Origin of the sequence: Staphylococcus sp. HMSC057A08 (assembly GCF_001812925.1) — a bacterium.
Classification (GTDB): Bacteria; Bacillota; Bacilli; order Staphylococcales; family Staphylococcaceae; genus Staphylococcus; species Staphylococcus hominis.
Genome location: NZ_KV810857.1, coordinates 326,560 through 348,021, shown reverse-complemented (window position 1 = coordinate 348,021; position 21,462 = coordinate 326,560). Strand labels below are relative to the sequence as shown.

Annotated in this window: 21 protein-coding genes and 1 riboswitch; of the genes, 6 read left to right on the top strand and 15 right to left on the bottom strand. The window is 31.7% G+C overall.

Going from position 1 to position 21,462, the window contains the following annotated elements; genetic code table 11:
• Positions 1–163: 163 nt before the first annotated feature.
• The 3 genes from HMPREF2881_RS08915 to auxA all read right to left on the bottom strand — a co-directional run bounded on the left by HMPREF2881_RS08915 (position 164) and on the right by auxA (position 3,393).
• Entirely contained in the window at positions 164–706 is a 543-nt protein-coding gene (locus tag HMPREF2881_RS08915; protein ID WP_002448203.1) for a DUF697 domain-containing protein, read from the bottom strand.
• Positions 707–771: 65 nt separating this feature from the next.
• Entirely contained in the window at positions 772–1,944 is a 1,173-nt protein-coding gene (locus HMPREF2881_RS08910; protein WP_002488373.1) for a class I SAM-dependent rRNA methyltransferase, read from the bottom strand.
• A gap of 153 nt (positions 1,945–2,097) precedes the next feature.
• A complete protein-coding gene (auxA, locus tag HMPREF2881_RS08905; protein WP_002455501.1) occupies positions 2,098–3,393 on the bottom strand; it encodes a lipoteichoic acid stability factor AuxA in 1,296 nt (431 codons plus the stop codon).
• Between the two features lie 152 nt (positions 3,394–3,545).
• On the opposite strand from auxA, the gene graF reads away from it, so the two are divergent.
• From graF to HMPREF2881_RS08890, 4 genes are all read left to right on the top strand, one after another.
• Complete coding sequence (gene graF / locus HMPREF2881_RS11945; RefSeq protein ID WP_002448238.1) at positions 3,546–3,665, top strand: glycopeptide resistance-associated protein GraF; 120 nt, start codon at positions 3,546–3,548, stop codon at positions 3,663–3,665.
• Between the two features lie 264 nt (positions 3,666–3,929).
• Positions 3,930–4,031: riboswitch (TPP riboswitch) on the top strand.
• 92 nt (positions 4,032–4,123) lie between these two features.
• A complete protein-coding gene (locus HMPREF2881_RS08900; protein ID WP_002448226.1) occupies positions 4,124–4,699 on the top strand; it encodes an ECF transporter S component in 576 nt (191 codons plus the stop codon).
• 12 nt (positions 4,700–4,711) lie between these two features.
• Positions 4,712–6,115, top strand: coding sequence for an ABC transporter ATP-binding protein (locus HMPREF2881_RS08895; protein ID WP_002488357.1), 1,404 nt, complete (start codon positions 4,712–4,714; stop codon positions 6,113–6,115).
• On the top strand, positions 6,108–6,917 hold the full coding sequence (locus tag HMPREF2881_RS08890) for an energy-coupling factor transporter transmembrane component T family protein (protein ID WP_002448247.1): 810 nt from the start codon (positions 6,108–6,110) through the stop codon (positions 6,915–6,917). The genes HMPREF2881_RS08895 and HMPREF2881_RS08890 overlap by 8 nt, the downstream gene beginning before the upstream one ends.
• Before the next feature lie 149 nt (positions 6,918–7,066).
• Here HMPREF2881_RS08890 and purD read toward each other — a convergent pair whose 3' ends face one another.
• The 11 genes from purD to purE are packed head-to-tail and all read right to left on the bottom strand — an operon-like array spanning position 7,067 to position 18,304.
• Positions 7,067–8,305, bottom strand: coding sequence for a phosphoribosylamine--glycine ligase (gene purD, locus HMPREF2881_RS08885; protein WP_002488380.1), 1,239 nt, complete (start codon positions 8,303–8,305; stop codon positions 7,067–7,069).
• Between the two features lie 35 nt (positions 8,306–8,340).
• Positions 8,341–9,819, bottom strand: coding sequence for a bifunctional phosphoribosylaminoimidazolecarboxamide formyltransferase/IMP cyclohydrolase (purH, locus tag HMPREF2881_RS08880; RefSeq protein WP_002448055.1), 1,479 nt, complete (start codon positions 9,817–9,819; stop codon positions 8,341–8,343).
• A gap of 15 nt (positions 9,820–9,834) precedes the next feature.
• Positions 9,835–10,401 carry a phosphoribosylglycinamide formyltransferase gene (gene purN / locus HMPREF2881_RS08875; RefSeq protein ID WP_002448123.1) on the bottom strand — a complete coding sequence of 189 codons (567 nt, stop codon included), beginning with the start codon at positions 10,399–10,401 and terminating at the stop codon, positions 9,835–9,837.
• Between the two features lie 2 nt (positions 10,402–10,403).
• Positions 10,404–11,432: a phosphoribosylformylglycinamidine cyclo-ligase gene (gene purM / locus HMPREF2881_RS08870; RefSeq protein ID WP_002455504.1), complete on the bottom strand. Its 1,029-nt coding sequence runs from the start codon at positions 11,430–11,432 to the stop codon at positions 10,404–10,406.
• Positions 11,425–12,909, bottom strand: coding sequence for an amidophosphoribosyltransferase (purF, locus tag HMPREF2881_RS08865; protein ID WP_002455505.1), 1,485 nt, complete (start codon positions 12,907–12,909; stop codon positions 11,425–11,427). Before purF ends, purM begins: the two co-directional genes overlap by 8 nt.
• The gene (purL, locus tag HMPREF2881_RS08860; protein WP_002448158.1) at positions 12,888–15,077 is read right to left on the bottom strand and encodes a phosphoribosylformylglycinamidine synthase subunit PurL; all 2,190 of its coding nucleotides are present in this window, start codon (positions 15,075–15,077) and stop codon (positions 12,888–12,890) included. Before purL ends, purF begins: the two co-directional genes overlap by 22 nt.
• Positions 15,070–15,741, bottom strand: coding sequence for a phosphoribosylformylglycinamidine synthase subunit PurQ (gene purQ / locus HMPREF2881_RS08855; protein ID WP_002455506.1), 672 nt, complete (start codon positions 15,739–15,741; stop codon positions 15,070–15,072). Before purQ ends, purL begins: the two co-directional genes overlap by 8 nt.
• Before the next feature lies 1 nt (position 15,742).
• The gene (purS, locus tag HMPREF2881_RS08850) at positions 15,743–16,003 is read right to left on the bottom strand and encodes a phosphoribosylformylglycinamidine synthase subunit PurS (RefSeq protein ID WP_002448160.1); all 261 of its coding nucleotides are present in this window, start codon (positions 16,001–16,003) and stop codon (positions 15,743–15,745) included.
• A complete protein-coding gene (gene purC, locus HMPREF2881_RS08845) occupies positions 16,003–16,707 on the bottom strand; it encodes a phosphoribosylaminoimidazolesuccinocarboxamide synthase (protein WP_002448194.1) in 705 nt (234 codons plus the stop codon). The genes purS and purC overlap by 1 nt, the downstream gene beginning before the upstream one ends.
• 3 nt (positions 16,708–16,710) lie before the next feature.
• Positions 16,711–17,835 carry a 5-(carboxyamino)imidazole ribonucleotide synthase gene (gene purK / locus HMPREF2881_RS08840; protein WP_002455507.1) on the bottom strand — a complete coding sequence of 375 codons (1,125 nt, stop codon included), beginning with the start codon at positions 17,833–17,835 and terminating at the stop codon, positions 16,711–16,713.
• Positions 17,822–18,304: a 5-(carboxyamino)imidazole ribonucleotide mutase gene (gene purE / locus HMPREF2881_RS08835; protein WP_002448044.1), complete on the bottom strand. Its 483-nt coding sequence runs from the start codon at positions 18,302–18,304 to the stop codon at positions 17,822–17,824. Before purE ends, purK begins: the two co-directional genes overlap by 14 nt.
• A 210-nt stretch (positions 18,305–18,514) precedes the next feature.
• Here purE and folD point away from each other — a divergent pair, with 210 nt between their 5' ends.
• Positions 18,515–19,372, top strand: coding sequence for a bifunctional methylenetetrahydrofolate dehydrogenase/methenyltetrahydrofolate cyclohydrolase FolD (folD, locus tag HMPREF2881_RS08830; protein WP_002448150.1), 858 nt, complete (start codon positions 18,515–18,517; stop codon positions 19,370–19,372).
• Between the two features lie 88 nt (positions 19,373–19,460).
• Here the strand turns inward: folD and HMPREF2881_RS08825 are convergent, their stop codons facing one another.
• Positions 19,461–20,606 (bottom strand): globin domain-containing protein, encoded by a 1,146-nt coding sequence (locus HMPREF2881_RS08825; RefSeq protein WP_002448258.1) that lies wholly within the window; start codon positions 20,604–20,606, stop codon positions 19,461–19,463.
• A 267-nt stretch (positions 20,607–20,873) separates the two neighbouring features.
• Here HMPREF2881_RS08825 and HMPREF2881_RS08820 point away from each other — a divergent pair, with 267 nt between their 5' ends.
• Positions 20,874–21,191, top strand: a complete 318-nt coding sequence (locus HMPREF2881_RS08820; RefSeq protein WP_002488383.1) for a DUF5011 domain-containing protein — start codon at positions 20,874–20,876, stop codon at positions 21,189–21,191.
• The last annotated feature ends 271 nt before the right edge of the window (positions 21,192–21,462 follow it).

Genomic DNA, 21,462 nt, shown 5'->3' with positions numbered 1-21,462 from the left:
TGAATTATTATAGAAAAATACACTTATGTTAGCAAAGTAGCAATCATTATATAAGTAATCAAACAAAGTTTGATTACTTATAATAGGTATAGCTTTATGTCAGTCAATTTTCTAATATTATATATAAATTTCTTCGCTTTTATTATACTACATTTTTAAAAAATTAAATAATATCACGTAAAACTTTTTCACATTTTTCTATATGATCTTGACCTAATTTATTCATAAAGTAGTAACTAATTGAAGCTGAAACAGCTTGCCCCACTACTGGGAACCATTTTGTTTGTTTTGCTGCTGTACGCTTAGCAACATCTCTAATAATTAATTTCAAAGCACCACTAGTTACTTTTTCACCAATCATTGAACTACCTTGAATTGCTGCTGCTGATAAAATACGTTCTTTAACATCTTCACCAAGAGAATTGACTTGTTTTTGATCAAGACCGTAAATTTTATTAATATCTTCAATAATATCTTTCATCAATTTGATATCTACACCAAAGTCTAATCCTGGAATTGGCACAACACTCATCCCTGAAGATAATAAAGATTTTTTCTTAACGACTGCTTTAGCTTTTTCTCTACGTTGTGCAATTTCTTCTTCGTTTTTAGGTAAGATATCTTTTTCGTTAATTTCTTCTATATCTAAGACTTTTTTACCAACTTTATCAGTAACTCCATTTGTAATTTTATGAATAATCCCCATTTACTAACTCACCTTTCGTTTTTCATAATATTTTCAACATACATGTAATACCCTATTTCAGTACTTTAATGCTTAATATTTATGAATACAGCTTTTAAATATTTAGAAGGTTTATAATGTGGATGTGTTTTAAAGTCTTTTGGTAATCCCATGACTTCTTCTATTTCATATTCTACGTTAGCTTGTTCCAATGTTTTCTTAATTACATTTTTAAATGCTTTTAAAGAAAAAGCACTTGAATTTGTACATAGCAGCAATGTACCATCTGGTGCTAAAACATCTAAAGCACCATTAATTAAATCATCATAATTTTTTTGTACTGAAAAAGTTTTCTTTTTATTACGTGCAAAACTAGGCGGATCAATAACTATTGTGTCATATTGTTTTCCATGACGTGCTGCATAATTATAAAAATCAAATGTATCCATAACATAGATATATTGACTTTTAGGGTCTACACCATTTAACCCAAAATTTTCTTCGGTTAATGTACGAGAACGATTAGCTAAATCTACACTTGTTGTAACTTTAGCATTTTTAGATGCTACTACTGAAAACGCGCCCGTATAACTAAATAGATTTAAAACACTTCTATTTTCGGCAAAATAATCACGTAATTTTTTACGAACTTCTTTTTGATCTAAAAATATTCCTGTCATCAATCCATCGTTTAAATCAACATTGTAAAATGTAAAATTTTCTTCAATAACTATTGGAAATTCTGGAGTTTTTCCAAGTACATGTCCCCCTGTATACTCCGTATCTTTAAAGCGCATTTTTTCAAAAACAGATTCAAATTTAAATACTTTTTTTATTGCTTCAATAATTATATAACGAAACTTGTAAATTCCTTTTGAATACCATTGAATAAGTAAATGTCCATTATAATTATCAATAGTTAAGCCTCCAACGCCATCTCCCTCAGCATTAAATAGTCTAAAAGCATTAGTTCCTTCTATATTGTAGTAATACGCTCTTTCTTCTAGCGCTTTTTTAAATAAATTTTCAAAGAAAGTAATATTGATATCTTCTTCTTGGCTATATGTAATTACCCATCCTATGCCTTTATGTTGACGTCCTACATAAGCTGTTGCTATGTATTGGTTATTTTCAGTAACTATATTAAACAAGTCACCTTCTTTTAAATGATCATGTTGAAAAATATCTTCTTCTTCAACTAAAGGATATTGATTTAAATATTTAGTTTCTTTGCCTTTATTTAAAGTTGCTATTTTCATTTTAATTTCTCCTATTTTAATTTTTTTAACGAATCTGTTGTGATTTACTCTACTATTTTAACAAATTTAAAATTCTTCACCTAAATATTAAATTAAAAAAAGAAGTGGAACAATGAATTCAAAAATGAATTCTATTCCACTCCCTTACTCAGATTATGGTTTTTCTTTTAATTGCAATGAAAATGCTATAATTACAGGTATTAACATAATAATTAATGTAGGTGTTATAAATATTGAAAGTAATAGACCATGAATCATTATATTAATAAATTCAGTAAGCAATTTGAAAAATAGAATACTAATCATAAACAACTGTAAATAGTAAAATTTGCCTCTTAAAAAATGAGTAAATGTCGTAGCAATGTAAATGATAATAATAAAGAGTAATATTAACAATGTAATCCATTCAATCACGTATTGAGTTTGTGATAATTCCCATTCTCCAGATACAAATAGAGCATTTCTGTTATTAAATTCTATAAATGTAAATAAGAATAAGATAAACCCACAGAAAATTTCCACATATGCTGGTTTAATCCATTTAGGACGTCTCATCCACTTAGGAATATCATCTTCTTCTATATCTACAATATTTTTAAATTTACTTTTAAATTTATCGCGTTTAGATCTAATTTTATCTAAATCTACACTTCTTCTTGTCTTATGTGCATATTCTGATGTTTTATCTTGAAGTTGTTTAAAATGAACTTTTGATTGAGTCGAAACGTTTCCTTTTTGAGTTCTTGATAATTCAGGCTCTTCTTCCCCTAATTCTTCTTTTGTTAAAGGTAACGCACGGCGTAAGAATAAGAAATTCCAAATTGCCGCTTGAGCTAATAACCACATAATGATGAAGAATGTATTTACACTTAAAATATCAATAGGCTCAATCTCATTTGCATCGATTTTGCCATACAATGACATTTGAGTAATCAAGTAACTTATTCCATATGAAATAATAATCCATAAATAATGAACTTTTCTATTTTCTTGATACAATTCATCTTTATAAACGATATATCCTGTATGAATCACAAATGGAATAACGAATATAATTGCCCAAAAACCATATACTTGAGTCATCAATGTAATTGTAATGAGGAAGTATAAAATACCAATGACTAAAAAGAAAATTGAGATGTCGTAATCGTATTTGGTTGTTCTAAATAACGTATATCCAATCAATATGACTAGAATACCAAATAGAATAATTATGACTGCACTTACAACTGGAAAGTTGCCTATGAATCTACTCATCACTCTAATTATTTCACTAAAAAATGCATTAAGAAAGTCCCATATATTATGTATTTTTAAGTCAATTTTATCTTTATTTTTTAGTTTATGAATTAAAGGCAAATTGATCAAGATAATGAGACCTGTGAAGAGTGAAACGATACCGATCAAGTAACTATAGATAATCTCGGCGTGTTTCTTAAGAAAAGACATACAGTTCACCTCAAAATTAATTATATATGAACTTTCTATTCTTGTCTTTAATAAAAAATAAAATACTTCTCTAGACTGAGATTAAGTTTATCCTTTTATTAATTGGGTATATTAATTTTGTAAAGTAATTTATGAAAAAGGAGAGTTGTCCTATGACACATGAAGATGCAAAAAAAGCAAAAGAATATGAAGAAAAATTAAAAGAACAAAAAGAAGAAAAAACTGATGATATTGAACAAACTAAACAAGACGTTCAAAATACATTAGACTAATTTTCTTATTTATGTCATCATTAATAGTAATTAATGAATAAGCCTGAGACATACAAGTTGTCTCAGGTATTTTTAATATATTGGCTATCGATGACTGAGTTGGAAATAAATTGTCCTACTTTTATTCAATTATTTTTAGAACTAATTACATTTCACTTATTAAATATGTAAACTGTTTAATTATAATTTATTTTTAATTAAATATAGATTAAAAGCATCTTGACATCTACTATTAAAAGTCATACATTTAAAATAAATAAAATATAAATGCACTAGGGGTGTATAGCACTGAGATGAGGCTTAACCTCAAACCCTTTGAACCTGATCTAGTTAAATACTAGCGTAGGAAAGTGTTAACTTAAATAAATCATGTTTTTAATAATCAATAGCATTTTTATTTAAATTTACGCACAACTTTTCTACGAAGGGTTGTGCGTTTTTTTAGGAGGAACTATTTTATGTCTAAAGGTTTAAAGCTTTCAGAAATTCTAGTTACTGTGCTGATTGCTGTTATTTTTGCAATCATTTATAACTTATGGTGGTTGCCATATAATTTAGCTCAAGTAGCTGGTATACATCTAGAACAACTTACATACGGTATTTGGTTTATGGCTGCTATTGTAGCTTACTTAATTATTCCTAAACCAGGTATTGCATTAATTGCTGAATTTGCTGCTGGTGCAGGTGAAACTATTGTTATGGGGAAATTTGATATTCCTACTATAGTATATGCAATTTTACAAGGTCTAGCATGTGAAGTTGTGTTTGCTATCTTTAAATACAAATCACGTTCTTTAATGGTAGCAATGTTAGCTGGTTTAGTAACAGCATTAGTATCTTTCCCTGTAGATTATTTTTATGGCTATCTAAACGAAGTTGCGGGTTGGAACTTACTACTTTTCATCATTTTCCGTGCTATTAGTGGTATTGTACTGTCTGGTATACTCTCTTATTTAATTGTAAAAGCCTTAGATCAAACTGGAGTAACTAAATTATTCCGTCCTGCCTCTCAAAAAGATTACGACAACTTATAAGGGGAAATGATTGTGTTAAAAGTCAAAAATTTACGTCTAAAATATCCAAATGGTGATCGAAAAATTTTCGATAATCTAAATATAGAAATTAAAGATAAAGAAAAAGTGCTTTTACTAGGTCCTTCAGGATCTGGTAAAAGCACATTACTTAATGTACTGAGTGGTATTGTTCCTAATCTTATAGAATTACCGATGAAATATGATGAACTAGACATTGACCCTAATTCAGGGGTTATTTTTCAAGACCCAGATACACAATTTTGTATGCCAAAAGTTTACGAAGAATTAGCTTTCGTCTTAGAAAATCAACAAGTGCCAAGAGAAGACATGGATGAACAAATTAAAAAAGCACTTGCGTCAGTAGATTTAGATGTAGATAATTCAACTTTCGTAAATAATTTAAGTGGTGGCATGAAACAAAAACTTGCTATCGTCGAAACCATTTTACAGAAAGCTGATACACTCTTTTTAGATGAACCTACAGCTATGTTAGATGTACAAGCAACTGCTGACTTATGGCAACGACTCATTCAATTATGGACTGATCAAACGGTATTAATTGTAGAACATAAAGTGGAACATATTTGGCATCATGTAGATCGAGTCATATTAATGAACTATGATGGAGAAATTATAGCTGATAATACACCTGAATACATACTCAAACATTGTGAATCGTTACTTACTGAATTTGGCGTATGGCACCCTCATGCATGGGATTATGCACCTATACGAACAGATTTAACACCACAGACTTCTAAAACACTTTTTAAATTTCAAAACGGACAAATAATTCGCAGTAAAAATACACTATTTGAAGTTCCAGAACTAAATATTCATCCTGGAGAATGGATTACAATTACTGGAAAAAATGGAGCTGGCAAAACTACTTTACTTGAATCTATGATGCAATTAGTGAAATACAACGGTACAATGTTTTATGAGAACCGATTACTGAAGAAAATTAAAGATGCTGCTCAAAATATGTATCTTGTATACCAAAATCCTGAACTTCAGTTTATTACTAATTCAGTTTATGACGAAATTAATATTCATTATAATCATCTTGATAAAGCAAAATCGAAAGAAGAAACTGAACATCTTTTGAAACTTTTACATTTAGAAAAAGTTAAACATCATCATCCTTTTGAAATATCTACAGGTCAGAAACGCCGATTGAGCGTAGCAACTGCTTTAAGTTCAAAAGCTGAAATTGTTTTATTAGATGAGCCAACATTTGGACTTGATAGTCATAATACATTTCAATTGATTAAGCTGTTTGAAGAACGTGTAAAACAAGGACAAACTATCGTAATGGTGACGCATGACCCTGAAATTATTCATCGTTATCCAACACGTCGACTTGTCGTAGAAAATCATAAGCTTTTAGAAATGGCAGGTGAATCAAATGTTTGAACGTTGGAAAAAGCGTCATACACTTGTAGATGATGTAAACATTATTACGAAATTAATTCTTGGAGTTTTATTATTTATTTTTATCATTTTTGTGCATAATTTTGATTATATGATTTATATTACTTTATTGATGTTTATATTTTTATTATCTTTTAATGGTACAGCTTTTAAAGTCATTGCTGCATTTTTATCAGCAACCATTCTCTTTGCCTTGCTATCATCATTATTCATGATTTTATATGGTGATGGTACACATATGTTATTTGAATGGGGAATTATTCATATTAGTACTGAGAGCATTGTAAGAGGTCTTCACTTATCTTTAAGAACAATTACAGTTTCAATGTTTGGTGTGTTAATTGCATTAACATCACAAATTGTAATGATTTTCTATAGTTTAATGCAACATTTAAAAGTAAAACCTAAAATCGCTTATGCATTTATGGCTGCTATTCGTATGGTACCACTTATTTTCACATCATTTATCCAATTAAGACGTTCTTTAAAAATGCGTTACCAAATGATTGATGCTTCCAATTATCGTGGATTTAAACGTATAAAACACTTACTTATTCCAGTCTTAAGCCAAAACATACGTCGTGCACATCAATTATCAGTAGCTATGGAATCAAAAGGATTTAAAGATGGCCCACGTACCTATTATTATAAAGCACCTTTCTCATACAAAGATATTCTTTTTATTGGTATGACAATTGCTTTACTTATTATTGCTTTTTATTTATCTCAATATTTTCCAATCACTGGTATTAAAGATGCTCGTGTTTCAGAAATGTTAGAGTAATATATAACATGAGACAAACTAAAGTAAAGATTGAGTTCAAAGATAAAAGCAGTTTCAAAAACACAGTAAATTCATCTTGCTAGTATATTAAGCCCTAGCATTATAAAATACCCATAGATGAATGTCATCTATGGGCTATTATTTTTAGTTTATTTGAGCGCTTTATTTCCAATATCTTTACGATAAAATAGTTGATCACTCTTAATTTTTTCTACATTTCCATAAGCATCTTTTTGTGCTTGTTGAATAGTTTTTCCTTTTCCAATGGCTAATACAACTCGTCCGCCAGATGTAAGAAATGTATCATTTTCTTTTTTCAAACCACTAACGAAATAATGGTTATTTACTTCAAAGCCTGAAACCTCTGCACCTTTCTCATATGACCCAGGATAGCCTTTCGAAGCAAGCATTACCCCTACCACATAATCGTCAATCCATTGAAAACGAATAGGTTCTTTACGGTCTAGAGCTACGATTTGTGCCATCAAGTCACTTTCTAGACGACTTAACAATACTTGCGCTTCTGGATCACCAAATCGTGCATTAAATTCAATAACTTTAGGACCTTCTTTAGTTAAAATTGCACCTATATAAAGTAAACCAAAATAGTTATAACCCTCTTCTTTTAACGCTCTAGCAATTGGTTGAGCAATATCTTTGTTTGTACGCTCTAAAACGTCATTTGAAATATGGGGAACAGGACAATAAGCGCCCATCCCACCAGTATTAGGACCTTCATCATTATCATAGGCACGTTTATGATCTTGAGCAATACAGTCAAAAGGAACTGCATAATCCCCATTTATGAATGTCATTAATGAAAATTCTTCTCCTTCAAGAAATTGTTCAAAGACAACTTTTCCATCTTCTTGTGGATATAGCACTTCTACCGCTTCAATTGCTTCATCTCGTGTATTAGCAATAATTACGCCTTTACCAGCAGCTAACCCATCCTTTTTAACTACAATAGGTAATTCACATTCATTTACATAATTAAGTGCCTCAGTTTTATTGTCTATTTCTTTATAATCAGCAGTTGGAATATCATATTTTTCCATTAACCTTTTAGCAAAAGATTTAGAACCTTCAATTTGGGCTGCTTCTTTGTTAGGACCAAAAACTTTAACATCATTGTCTCTCAATTTATTAGATAAACCATCTATCAATGGTTGTTCTGGACCAATAATCACCCATTCTATGTGATGTTGTTGGACAAATTGTAAAATAGCCTCATGATCAGTTTCAGCAATTTCAGTGTGTACTTCGGCTAAATGAGTCATTGCATCATTTCCAGGAATAGCATAAAGTTTTTCAATAAGTGGCGACTGATGTAATTTTGATACTAATGCATGTTCACGACCGCCTGCACCTATAACTAAAACATTCATTTCTTTTCTCCCTCTATTCTCTCAATTATTTTAAATTAGTGTTTAAAATGACGCATACCAGTAGTAACCATAGCAATACCATGTTTGTTAGCCATATCAATCGAATCTTGGTCTTTAATTGAACCGCCTGGTTGAATAATAGCTTTAATACCATGTTTTGCAGCAAGTTCAACAGTATCATCCATTGGGAAGAATCCATCAGAAATCATTACTACATTGTCATTTATTTCAATTGCGCGCTCTAAAGCAATCTTAGCTGCACCTACTCTATTCATTTGTCCTGCACCAATTCCAACTGTCTGTTTATTATTACTTAAAATGATCGCATTACTTTTCACTGATGGAATAACTTTCCATCCTAGAAGCATTGCCTCCCACTGAGCATCGGTAGGTTCAACGTCTGTAACAACTTTCATTTCCTCTTTAGACACTTCATAATTATCTTTATCTTGAACCAAATATCCACCTGAGACTGAAACAAATTCTTCTTCACGATTATCAATTGTCATATCAATTTCTAATAAGCGAATATTTTTCTTTTGAGTTAAAATATCTAAAGCTTCTTTATCAAATTTTGGTGCAATGACAACTTCTAAGAAAATAGAGTGTAACGTTTCGGCTAAATCTTTGGTAACAGTTCTATTTAGTGCAATAATCCCCCCAAAGATAGACTGATTATCTGCATCATACGCATTTTTAAATGCGATTTCAATATCAGTGCCAATACCTACACCACATGGATTCATATGTTTAACTGCAACGGCAGCTGGTTCTTTAAATTTTTTCACTAATGCTAATGCTGAATCTGCATCTTTAATATTATTAAAACTCAATGCCTTACCATGCAGTTGTTTAGCACCAGCAATAGTATGTTTACTATTAGAAGTACGAACAAAACGTGCTGATTGTTGAGGATTCTCACCATATCTTAATTCTTCACTATCTCCTTTGAAGAAACTTACAATTGCATGATCATATTCATTTGTATGTTCAAATACTTTAATCATTAATGACTTACGGTATGATTCATCTAGTCGATGTTCCTTAATTCGTTGAATGACTTCATTATAATCAGATGGATGGACAATAGTTGTTACATGTTTAAAATTTTTGGCTGCAGCACGTAACATGGTTGGACCACCAATATCGATATTTTCAATTGCATCATCTTCAGTTACATCTGGATTAGCTACAGTTTGTTGGAAAGGATATAAGTTGACCACAACCATATCAATTAAATCAATGTGTTGTTCTGATAATTGTTCTAAATGTTCAGGTTTATTACGATCTGCTAAAATACCACCGTGTACTGCTGGATGTAACGTTTTTACGCGACCATCCATAATTTCAGGGAATTGCGTCAACTCTGATACAGATTTAACAGTTACATTTGCTTCTTCTAAAGCACGTTTTGTACCGCCTGTTGAATACAATTCATAATCTAATTGCGTTAATGATTTAGCAAATTCCACAATTCCACTTTTATTTGAAACACTAATAATTGCTTTTTTCATGATTAACTATGCTCCTTATTTAATAACTTTAGCTATTACACTTGGATAAAGTTCATATTCTAATTGTTTCACACGTTCTTCTAACGTTTCTTTTGTATCGTCCGGGTTTATATCACATTTTCGTTGTTCAATTATTTCTCCCGTATCCATTCCACTATCTACATAGTGAACTGTTGAACCTGTTTCCTTATCGCCACTATTAAATGCTTGACCAATTGCATCTTTCCCCTTGTACTTTGGTAATAATGAAGGATGAATATTCAATATTTTACCTTCATAAGCATTTAATAAGTCTGGTCCCACTAATCTCATATAACCTGCTAAGATAATCCACTCCACTTCTTCACTATGAAGAAGTTGAATTAATTTTTGTTCATATTCTCCTTTGTTTTCAAAGTCTTTAGGTTCATTAATATGAACCATCACTTTCAACTGTTTTGCACGCTCAATGCAATAAGCATCGTGATGATCTGTATACAAAGAAGTAATTTCTATATTATTAAGCTGCCCCTTATCAACTTTAGATACAATATTTTCGAAGTTACTTCCTGATCCAGAGGCAAATATAGCCACCTTAGTCATATCTATACCCCCTCAAGATAAATCGGTGCATCATTACTTTTAACAATTTCCCCTATTTGATATGCAGCAATATCTTGTTCTTTTAAGACATCAAGTGTTTTATATACATCTTCTTTATTTACAATGACAGTATAGCCTATGCCCATATTAAAAACGTTATACATTTCACTCGTTTCAATGTCAGCTTGTTGTTGTAACCATTCAAATACTTTTGGTGTTGGGAAGGATTGTGTATCAATTTTAGCTGCTAAGCCTTTAGGTAAGCCTCTAGGTATATTTTCATAAAATCCACCACCAGTAATATGATTCATGCCTTTGATTTTAACTTTTTCTTTTAAAGTTAAAATAGGTTTCACATACAATTGAGTCGGAGCTAAAAATATATCAAGATAAGTACTTCCATCAAATGAATCATTCAAATTAATTCCAGATTCTTCAATTAACTTTCTCACTAAACTATATCCATTAGAATGAATACCATTAGAAGCTAAACCAATGATAATTTGTCCTTCTTCTACTTCAGATCCATCAATATATTCATCTTTTTCGACTGCTCCTACAGCAAAACCTGCTAAGTCATATTCTCCTTCGTGATACATTTCACCCATTTCGGCTGTTTCCCCACCAATAAGAGCAGTATGAGTAGCTTCACAACCATCACTAACACCTTTTACAATTTGCTCTATCACTTCCGGAACAACTTTATTTGTTGCTATATAATCTAAAAAATATAGTGGTTCTGCGCCCGTTGTAAGAATATCATTTACACACATGGCAACTGCATCAATACCAATCGTGTCATGCTTATTATGATCAATGGCAAGCTTTAATTTTGTTCCTACGCCATCTGTACCAGAGACTAATACTGGTGTTTTCATATTAAGCTGGGATAAATCAAAAGTCGCACCAAATCCACCTAATCCACCAAGTACTTCTTTACGCATTGTACGTTGAACATGACTAGACATTCTTTCTACCGCTTCATAACCTGCATGAATATCAACACCTGATTGTTCATAAGCTTTAGACATGTATATTTCCCTCTCTATCAAAATAATGTTTATGATTATCAATATATTCTTTTTGACGTGTACTTAAATTATTTAAATAGTTTTCTTCATAGTCAAATAGACCTGCTGGATAATCTCCTGTAAAACTTTCTACACATAACCCACTATAGGGTGCATCAAAATCTAATCCAATTGATTCTATAAGACCCTCAACACTTAAATATGCAAGAGAATCTGCGCCAATATACTCACAAATTTCTTCTGGAGATTTATTAGCAGAAATCAATTCAGCAGTCGTAGACACATCAATTCCATAAAAGCTAGGGAACATAAATTCTGGAGAAGCTATACGTACATGTATTTTATTTGCTCCAGCATCTTTAAGCATTCTGACAATACGTTTACTTGTTGTTCCTCTTACAATAGAATCATCAACTAAAATAATGTCTTTACCTTCTACAATATCTTTCACTGCCGATAGCTTAACGCGCACCCCTTGTTCACGTAATTCTTGTGTAGGTTGAATAAAAGTTCGTGCGACATATTGGTTTTTTACAAGCCCCATTTCATAAGGTAATTGAATCTCTTCAGCATAGCCACTAGCTGCAGATAATGATGAATTTGGAACACCGATAACCATATCTGCTTGAGCCGGACTTTCTTGAGCTAATTTTTTACCAGAAACTTTACGAACTGCATGCACATTTTTTCCAGCAATGGTTGAATCTGGACGCGCAAAGTAAATATATTCCATTGCTGAAATCGCTGTGTTAGTATGACTTGTATATGATTTTACTTCAATACCATTATGATTAATGACAACATACTCTCCAGCATGAATATCTTGAACATATTCTGCTCCTAGCACATCTATGGCACATGTTTCACTAGCCAAAATGTATGTTCCATCTTGCATCTTACCAACTACTAGAGGACGAATCGCATTTGGATCAACAGCACCATACAAAGCGTCTTTAGTCAATATTGCAAAAGTAAATCCGCCTTTAATTTGTCGTAAGCTTTCTTTTAGCGCCTCTTCAAATGTAGGAGCTTTACTACGACGAATTAAATGCATAATCACTTCAGTATCAGAAGATGAGTGAAAAATGGCGCCATGTTTTTCAAGGTATTGTCTTAAAGTTTGTGCATTAATTAAATTACCATTATGACAAATTGCGACACTCATATCGTAGAAATGATATAAAAATGGTTGAATGTTTTCGATACCTTTATTTCCTGATGTCGCATAACGAACATGTCCAATAGCATGGTTGCCATCTTTTAGTTTATTAAGTTGTGGTTCTTTAATGGCTTCAGTAAGTAAGCCTAAACCACGTTCACCCTTTAGAGTATCTTCATCAGAAACTACAATCCCTGCACCTTCTTGCCCTCTATGTTGTAAACTATGCAATCCCATATAAGTTAACTGAGCTGCTTCTGAATGATTCCAAATGCCAAAGACACCGCATTCTTCGTTTAATCCACTGTAGTTAAACATTCTGAAATAGCTCCTTCCCAAATTGCTTTAATATCTGAGACTTTTTCTGTAATTGTAGATGTAGTATTAGATACTTTAAATTCATCAACATCTGTTAATTCACCAATTTTAATAGCTCCATCGACATCAAGTGTTTGTCCTTCTTTGACTGCAACGACATAACGTCCTTGTGTTTCACTAAATAATTGTGCATCAGAGAGTTCTACTTTTGCTTCTAATCCTAAATTATAATAAGCACTTATTTTAGCAAGCGTAATAAGTAAACCGCCTTTACCTACAGTTTGTACATGAGAAGCAATTCCATTTCTAATAGATGTTTTTATTGCTTCGCCTTTTGCCACTTCATCACCTAAATCAATTTCTTCATACTCATGATTGACTTTACTATATAAAAGTTTTTCAATTTGACTTCCACCAAAGTCATTTCTTGTTTCCCCTACAAGATATAATGTATGTCCTGTTTCTGGATGAAAATCATTTAAATATTGAATATCTTCAATGAGTCCTACCATTCCTACTACTGGTGTAGGGAAAATAGAAGTTCCTCTAGTTTCGTTATATAAAGAAACGTTTCCTGATACTACTGGGGTTTTTAATACTTCACAAGCTTCTGCCATCCCTTTTGTAGAATCAATCAATTGTTGATAAATGTCTTTCTTTTCTGGAGAACCATAATTTAAACAGTCTGTCATAGCTAATGGTGTTGCGCCTACAGCAATTAAATTTCTATAAGCTTCTGCCACAACCATTTTTCCACCTTCGTAAGGTTGATTAAATACATATCGAGCTTCACCATCAATGGTTGAAGCAATAGCTTTATTTGTTCCTTCAACTCTTACTACAGATGATTGTAGTCCAGGTTTAATAATGGTATTAGCACCTACTTGTTGATCGTATTGCTCATATAAATAATGTTTTGAAGCAATTGTTGGATGCTTTAATAATTTCTTAAATACATCTTGTACATTGATCTCACTATAATCATTTTTTGAGGTATTATATTCTTTTTCTTCACCTTCTAAAATATAGACAGGTGCTTCATCAGCTAGTGCATCAACAGGAATATCTGCATATACTTCATCTTCGTATTTAAGAACGAAGCGGTCAGTATTCGTTACTTCACCAATTACTGCACTATCAAGTTCATGTTTATCAAATAAGTCCAAGAATTTTTGTTCTGTTCCCTTTTCAACAACAAGTAACATTCTTTCTTGGGTTTCAGATAACATCATTTCATATGGTGAGATTCCTGGTTCACGTGTTGGGACTTGATCTAAGTGCAGTACTAATCCACTACCGCCTTTAGCAGCCATTTCTGATGAAGAAGAGGTAAGACCTGCTGCTCCCATATCTTGGATACCTACAAGTTCATCAAAAGTGATTGCTTCAAGTGTGGCTTCCATTAATTTTTTACCTACAAAAGGGTCACCAATTTGTACTGAAGGTCGTTTACTTTCACTTTCTTCAGTTAATTCTTCAGATGCAAATGTGGCACCATGAATACCATCGCGTCCAGTTTTAAGGCCTACATAAATGACTGAATTTCCTTCACCTTTAGCAGTACCTTTTTGTACCATATCATGATCGATAACACCTACACACATTGCATTGACAAGTGGATTTCCATCGTAACGTTCATCGAATTCGATTTCTCCTGCTGTAGTTGGTATACCAATACAATTACCGTAACCACCAATACCACGGACAACGCCTTTTAATAAACGTTGATTTTGTTTTACTGATAATTCACCGAATCGCAAACTATTTAGTAGGTTAATGGGTCTTGCTCCAATCGATACAATATCTCTGATGATACCTCCTACACCAGTAGCTGCACCTTGATAAGGTTCGATTGCTGAAGGATGATTGTGAGATTCTACTTTGAAAACCACCGCTTGATTATCACCAATATCTACAACTCCAGCACCTTCGCCTGGTCCCATAAGAACATGCTCACCAGTTGTCGGGAATTGCTTTAAGAAAGGTTTAGAATGTTTATAAGAGCAATGTTCACTCCACATGACTGAGAAAATACCTACTTCTGTAAAGTTAGGCTCTCTTCCTAAAATTTCACGTACCTTATTATATTCTTCATCACTTAAACCCATGTCTTGATATAGTTTTTCAAGTTTAATTTCTTCAATACTAGGTTCGATAAACTTAGACATTTTGTTCCCTCCAACTATTTACCATTGCTTCGAATAATTTAACACCACTGTCTGTACCAAGAAGTGTTTCAAGTGCTCTTTCAGGATGAGGCATCATTCCACATACATTGCCTGCTTTATTTACAATACCTGCAATATGTTCATGAGACCCATTCGGGTTATCTTCATATGTTAAAATAATTTGATTATTTTCAACTAATTCATTGTACATATCATCTGTACAATAATAATGTCCTTCTCCATGTGCTACAGGATAAACAACAATTTCATTTTCTCCATATAAATTAGTAAAAGGAGTTTGATTATTAACAACTTTCAGTTTTTCATTTCTACTAATAAATAGATGTGAATCATTATGTAATAAGGCGCCGGGTAATAGTCCTATCTCAGTTAAAATCTGGAATCCATTACATACACCTAAAACGGGCTTACCTTCACTGGCAAAACGTTTCACTTCGCTAATAATTGGAGCGACACTTGCCATAGCCCCCGAACGTAAATAGTCACCAAATGAAAAACCACCTGGAATTAATACCCCGTCAAAACCATTTAAAGATGTTTCACGATAATCTACATATTCAGCTTCTGCACCTGTTTTAATAGCTGCATTATACATATCTCTATCACAGTTAGATCCTGGAAAAACGAGAACTGCAAATTTCATACTATGCATTCTCCTTTTCATCAACAATTTTATAACTATATTCTTCAATAACCGTATTAGCAAATAACTTTTCGCTTAATGTCGTAATAATATTATTTACTGCTTCATCTGTAGCTTCATCAACAGTCATGTATAATACTTTACCTACTCTAATGTCATTAACTTGTTTATAACCTAAGTCATGCACAGCGCGATTTAATGCTTGACCTTGTGTATCTAATACCTGTGGTTGTAATGTAATGTGAAGTTCAATTGTTTTCATTATTTTAGTTCCTCCAATTTATCCAAAAATGTTTGATACGTATCTATTAAAGAACCAGTATCGTTTCTATATACATCTTTATCGAAATTCGTATCTGAGTATTTATCCCAAATACGACAAGTATCTGGTGAAATTTCATCCGCTAATAAAATATCACCATTTTCTGTTTTTCCAAATTCAACTTTAAAATCTACTAATCTTAAATCCATTTCATTCATTAATTGAATTAATACTTTATTAATATTTTTAGCCATATCTTTTAATGTTTTAATTTCCTCATCATTAGCAATATGAAGTAATTTGACATGATCATCAGTAATCAAAGGATCATTTAAATCGTCATTTTTATAAAAGAACTCTACAAGTGGTTCATCAAATACGTGGCCTTTTTCAAAACCTAAACGTTTCGTAATAGAACCTGTTGCGATATTTCTTACAACTACTTCTAATGGTATAATCTTTACTTCTTTAACTAATTGCTCAGTTTCAGAAAGCTGTTTAATAAAATGACTTTCAATACCATGTTTATTTAAATATTCAAAAATAATTGAAGTAATTCGATTATTTAAACGTCCCTTCCCTTGCATCTTATCCTTTTTAGCGCCGTTACCTGCTGTGACTTCATCTTTGTATTCAACTCTCAACTGATGTACTGTTTCTGTTGAAAATACTCTTTTCGCTTTACCTTCATAACGTAATGACATTGATTATTCTCTCCCTTTAAATTGTTTCAACATTTCATTTTCAGTTTCATTAACATTATTTGTAAGAATGGTCATATGTCCCATTTTTCTATCTGGTTTTCGTTCTGTTTTTCCATAGATGTGGACATGCCATTCAGGATGATCTCCAAATTTATCTTCTAATAAGTCTAAATCGCGTCCTAATAAATTCATCATCACTGCTGGTTTTAAAATTTCTATCTCTTGAGGTAAATCTTGACCAGTTACTGCTAAAATGTGTGTATCAAATTGAGAATAATCACATGCTTCAATCGTATAATGTCCAGAGTTATGTGGTCTCGGTGCAATCTCATTTACATATAAGTGATTTGATTTATCAATAAAGAATTCCACGGTAAAAGTACCAACAAAGTGAACTTTTTCAATTATTTTATTTACTTCTTTTCTCGCTTCTTGTTCTTTATCGCATCTAGCTGGAATAATAGTTTTAAATAGTATTTGATTACGATGCTCATTTTCTTGTAGTGGGAAATAAGCAATTTGATTTTGATTACCAATCGTTACAGTTAAAGATACTTCTCGATCGAGATCTAAAAATTTTTCTGCCACACATTCATGTTTTGAAACAAGCGCTTTAGCTTCTTCAATATTGGAATCATTTTTCACTAAAATTTGCCCTTTACCATCATATCCACCAAAACGTGTTTTTACGATAAATGGATAACTTAATGTTTCAATTGCTTGATTCAAATCTTTTTCATCTTTTAAAGATACATAAGGAACAATTTTTGTACCTGCAGATTCTAATGTTTGTTTTTCAGTTAAACGATCTTGTAATAATTCAATTGCTTGATAACTTTGGGGAATGTTAAATTGTTGAGTTAGTTGCTTAAGCTGTTGAGCAGATATATTTTCAAATTCATAAGTAATCACATCTGATTGTTGACCCAATTTATTTAAGGCTTCTTCATCATCATACTCTGCTGTGATAAAAACATCTGCTACTGATTTACATGGACTATCTGGATTAGGATCTAAACACGCTACATTAAAACCCATTTTTTGGGCAGATTGTGCCATCATCTTACCTAATTGTCCTCCACCAATAATACCAATCGTTGCTCCGAACTTTAATCTATTGAAGTTCATCTTGCATTTCGCCTACCTTATCTACTAAAGATTGTTCATATTGTTCAAGATGTTTACGAACTGAGTCATTTCCAATACTTAAAATTCTCGCTGCTAAAATACCAGCATTTTTAGCTCCAGATTTACCGATTGCCGTTGTAGCAACAGGAATTCCACCGGGCATTTGAACAATAGATAATAGTGAATCTAGTCCTTTTAAACTTTTAGATTCAATAGGTACACCGATAACAGGTAACGTTGTCATTGAAGCAACCATTCCAGGTAAATGTGCTGCACCACCAGCGCCAGCAATAATAACGTCATAACCATTTGTACGTGCTTCACTTGCAAAATCAAACATTAATTTTGGCGTACGATGTGCTGACACTACTTTCTTTTCATATGGTATTTCAAATTGTTCTAACATTGCACAACTTTCTTGCATAATCTTCCAGTCTGAGGAACTACCCATAATGACTGCTACTTTCACTTTGTACACCCTTTCAAAGTTTAAAATATAAATCTTATTAGTTGTATATTACACGTATAGCATACCAAGTATAAAATTTAATTTCAATCAAAAATCGAACTTTATTCGTGTTTTTTAACTTAATTTACGTTTTCTAGTTAAAATTTGACGTTTTTATACCTTTAAAGTTAATCTATAGACAGATATTTAATAAACAAGGAGGAATTTTTTGTGGTTGCAAAAATTTTAGATGGGAAACATATTGCAAAAGATTATAGACAAGGGTTGCAAGACCAAGTTCAAACTTTAAAAGCAAAGGGATATACACCAAAATTATCCGTTATTTTAGTTGGGAATGATGGCGCAAGTCAAAGCTATGTTAATTCTAAAAAGAAAGCTGCTGAAAAAATAGGGATGATATCTGAAATTATCCATTTAGCTGAAGACACTTCTGAAGAAGATGTATTAAAAGAACTAGATCGTTTAAATAATGATGATTCGGTAAGTGGCATTTTAGTCCAAGTACCTCTACCTAAACAGGTTAGCGAACAAAAAATTTTAGAGGCAATTAATCCAGAAAAAGACGTTGATGGTTTCCATCCATCAAACATTGGTAAATTATACATTGATGAACAGACGTTTGTCCCTTGTACGCCATTAGGAATTATGGAAATTTTAAAACATGCAGATATTGATCTAGAAGGTAAAAATGCTGTCGTAATTGGCCGAAGTCATATTGTAGGTCAACCCGTATCTAAGTTATTATTACAAGCAAATGCGACAGTAACGATCTTACATTCACGTACTAAAGATATGCATAGTCATTTAAAAAATGCAGATGTAATCGTCAGTGCAGTAGGTAAACCTGGATTAGTTACTAAAGACGATGTAAAAGAAGGCGCAGTAATTGTAGATGTAGGTAATACTCCTGATGAAAATGGTAAACTAAAAGGTGATGTGGAATTTGAAGAAGTAAAAGAAATTGCGGGTGCTATTACTCCAGTACCAGGCGGTGTAGGTCCTTTAACCATTACTATGGTTTTAAATAATACATTATTAGCTGAAAAAATGCGTAGAGGCATTGAATAATTTAAATTCAAGCGTTTATTATAAAAAAAGAGAGCGACATAATTTCACATTAATTATGCCGCTCTCTTTTTTCAATAATATATTACATTTATACTGACACACTTAATTTTGGAACAAATGTTTCATAATGAATATGTTCTTGGCTTATGCCTATTTCTTTTAATACTTCAATCACTGATTGAATAAATTTAGCACTTCCACAAACATATACTTCACTATCATTATTCACATAATTTTCAAGCGTTTCTTTAGTTAAATAACCTTTAGCTTGTCTATCATATAACTCATATTTCGCTTTGTCGTAGCGTTTTGAAATATCTCTTAAATGAGAAGTGAATGGTGTATCATTAACGTCTCCAGTTACTTGAATAAACTGTGCATGACTTCCATTTTCAGCTACTTCATCAAACATTGAAACAAGTGGTGTGACACCAATACCCGCACCAATAAACAATTGTGGTTGTTCTTGATTAACCACACCAAATGGACCTACTGGAGCTGATAAGTTAATATCATTTCCTTCTTTTAATTCATCATGTAAAATAGTTGAAACTTCACCTTCATGGTCTGTAGATACATCACGTTTGACAGCAAAAGTTAAATGATTGTTATCACCACTAACAATTGAATAGTGACGTTTTGCACGATAAGGCATTTTTTCACTGCTTACATCAACTGTAATATATTCTCCTGGTGTAAATTGACTTAAATCATATTGATCTGATACTACCGTAAAGGCTTTAATATCAGATGAAAGTTGTTCAATTTTTTCAATTTTAAATGGTTGGAAACCTTCCCATAACATTTTACTATAAATATCTTTTTCAACTTGAATAAATACATCAGCAATTTCTTGATATGCTTTTTTCCAAGTTTGAATAATAGGATGACTATCTTCTAATCCTAAAACGGCTTTAATTGCTTCAATTAAGTTTTCACCTACGATATCGTATCCAGCTGGTGGTACTTGTAACGCACAATGTTTATATGCAATTTCTTTAACAACTGGCAAAATATTTTCTAAATGCTCAATATTAACTGCAGCTGCTAATACACTTTGAGCTAAAGCAGTAGATTGGAATCCTTTTTGTTGGTTAGTTTGGTTAAACATATTTTTTAACTCTGGATGTTGTTGGAACATTCTATTGTAAAAATAAGAAGTAATCTCTGTTCCTCTTTCTTGTAATACTGGAACAGTTTCTTTTACAATTCCTTTTTCTTGTTCTGTTAACATGCAAATCCACTCCTACTTAAAATAATATGTGTAAAATATAGTTATTTCCCACAAATATATTTTAGTACGATACTTATTATAATGTAATATAGTTTTTTTAAATTCACAGAACTTTCATTTTACATAAATTTAATATTTATTTATCTTAAGTTCATTTAAATTTAATCTTGAATAAGCTATATTAAGACTATAGTATGATGTTAAAAATCAGAAATTAAAGTATAGTTAAGTTATTCAAATGACTTATTACATTCGGAGGTTAACGTAATGAATAAACTCATACAATCTCTTTCAGCTCTCGGTGTCTCTGCTACTCTTGTGACCCCAAATTTAAGTGCAGAAGCTACTACAAATCATACTCCACAGCTTAAAGGAGTAAATGATATTGTTATTGAAAAAGGTCAAGATTATAATGTATTAAATGGAATTAGCGCCTACGATAAAGAAGATGGCGATTTAACACATAAAATTACAGTTGATGGTCACTTAGATACTTCAAAAGTAGGTACATATAAAGTAAGATATAATGTCATCGATTCAGAGGGAGCCGAAGAATCATCAACACGTTACATAAAAGTTAAATAAATGTGTCAATTTTCTGAAAAAGACGAGATAAATATCTTGTCTTTTTTATTTAATTTCTATTGTAAACGCTAGAATTGATAATGTTTCTCAAATGTAACGACTGATTTTCTATTTTTGACATTTTTCACAGAATAGACACATAATTTTAACAAACCTTACATTCCCCGTCATTCCTATTGTTACTAGTTTTTTCCTATTTATTATTGTAATTTTTTTCTAATAAGGTCTTGTAAATATCGCGTAATAAACTAAAATTAATGGTAAGCCCTAC

Bases quoted from the DNA above. Each gene is read 5' to 3' on its own strand.
- purK (WP_002455507.1), bottom strand. From the start codon at position 17,835: ATGAACTTCAATAGATTAAAGTTCGGAGCAACGATTGGTATTATTGGT.
- HMPREF2881_RS08825 (WP_002448258.1), bottom strand. From the start codon at position 20,606: ATGTTAACAGAACAAGAAAAAGGAATTGTAAAAGAAACTGTTCCAGTA.
- HMPREF2881_RS08820 (WP_002488383.1), top strand. From the start codon at position 20,874: ATGAATAAACTCATACAATCTCTTTCAGCTCTCGGTGTCTCTGCTACT.
- purS (WP_002448160.1), bottom strand. From the start codon at position 16,003: ATGAAAACAATTGAACTTCACATTACATTACAACCACAGGTATTAGAT.
- HMPREF2881_RS08915 (WP_002448203.1), bottom strand. From the start codon at position 706: ATGGGGATTATTCATAAAATTACAAATGGAGTTACTGATAAAGTTGGT.
- purQ (WP_002455506.1), bottom strand. From the start codon at position 15,741: ATGAAATTTGCAGTTCTCGTTTTTCCAGGATCTAACTGTGATAGAGAT.
- purC (WP_002448194.1), bottom strand. From the start codon at position 16,707: ATGTCATTACGTTATGAAGGTAAAGCGAAAAGAGTATTTTCAACAGAA.
- auxA (WP_002455501.1), bottom strand. From the start codon at position 3,393: ATGTCTTTTCTTAAGAAACACGCCGAGATTATCTATAGTTACTTGATC.
- purL (WP_002448158.1), bottom strand. From the start codon at position 15,077: ATGTCTAAGTTTATCGAACCTAGTATTGAAGAAATTAAACTTGAAAAA.
- graF (WP_002448238.1), top strand. From the start codon at position 3,546: ATGACACATGAAGATGCAAAAAAAGCAAAAGAATATGAAGAAAAATTA.
- purH (WP_002448055.1), bottom strand. From the start codon at position 9,819: ATGAAAAAAGCAATTATTAGTGTTTCAAATAAAAGTGGAATTGTGGAA.
- purD (WP_002488380.1), bottom strand. From the start codon at position 8,305: ATGAATGTTTTAGTTATAGGTGCAGGCGGTCGTGAACATGCATTAGTA.
- purF (WP_002455505.1), bottom strand. From the start codon at position 12,909: ATGTTTAACTACAGTGGATTAAACGAAGAATGCGGTGTCTTTGGCATT.
- HMPREF2881_RS08900 (WP_002448226.1), top strand. From the start codon at position 4,124: ATGTCTAAAGGTTTAAAGCTTTCAGAAATTCTAGTTACTGTGCTGATT.
- HMPREF2881_RS08890 (WP_002448247.1), top strand. From the start codon at position 6,108: ATGTTTGAACGTTGGAAAAAGCGTCATACACTTGTAGATGATGTAAAC.
- purM (WP_002455504.1), bottom strand. From the start codon at position 11,432: ATGTCTAAAGCTTATGAACAATCAGGTGTTGATATTCATGCAGGTTAT.
- HMPREF2881_RS08910 (WP_002488373.1), bottom strand. From the start codon at position 1,944: ATGAAAATAGCAACTTTAAATAAAGGCAAAGAAACTAAATATTTAAAT.
- purN (WP_002448123.1), bottom strand. From the start codon at position 10,401: ATGACTAAGGTGGCTATATTTGCCTCTGGATCAGGAAGTAACTTCGAA.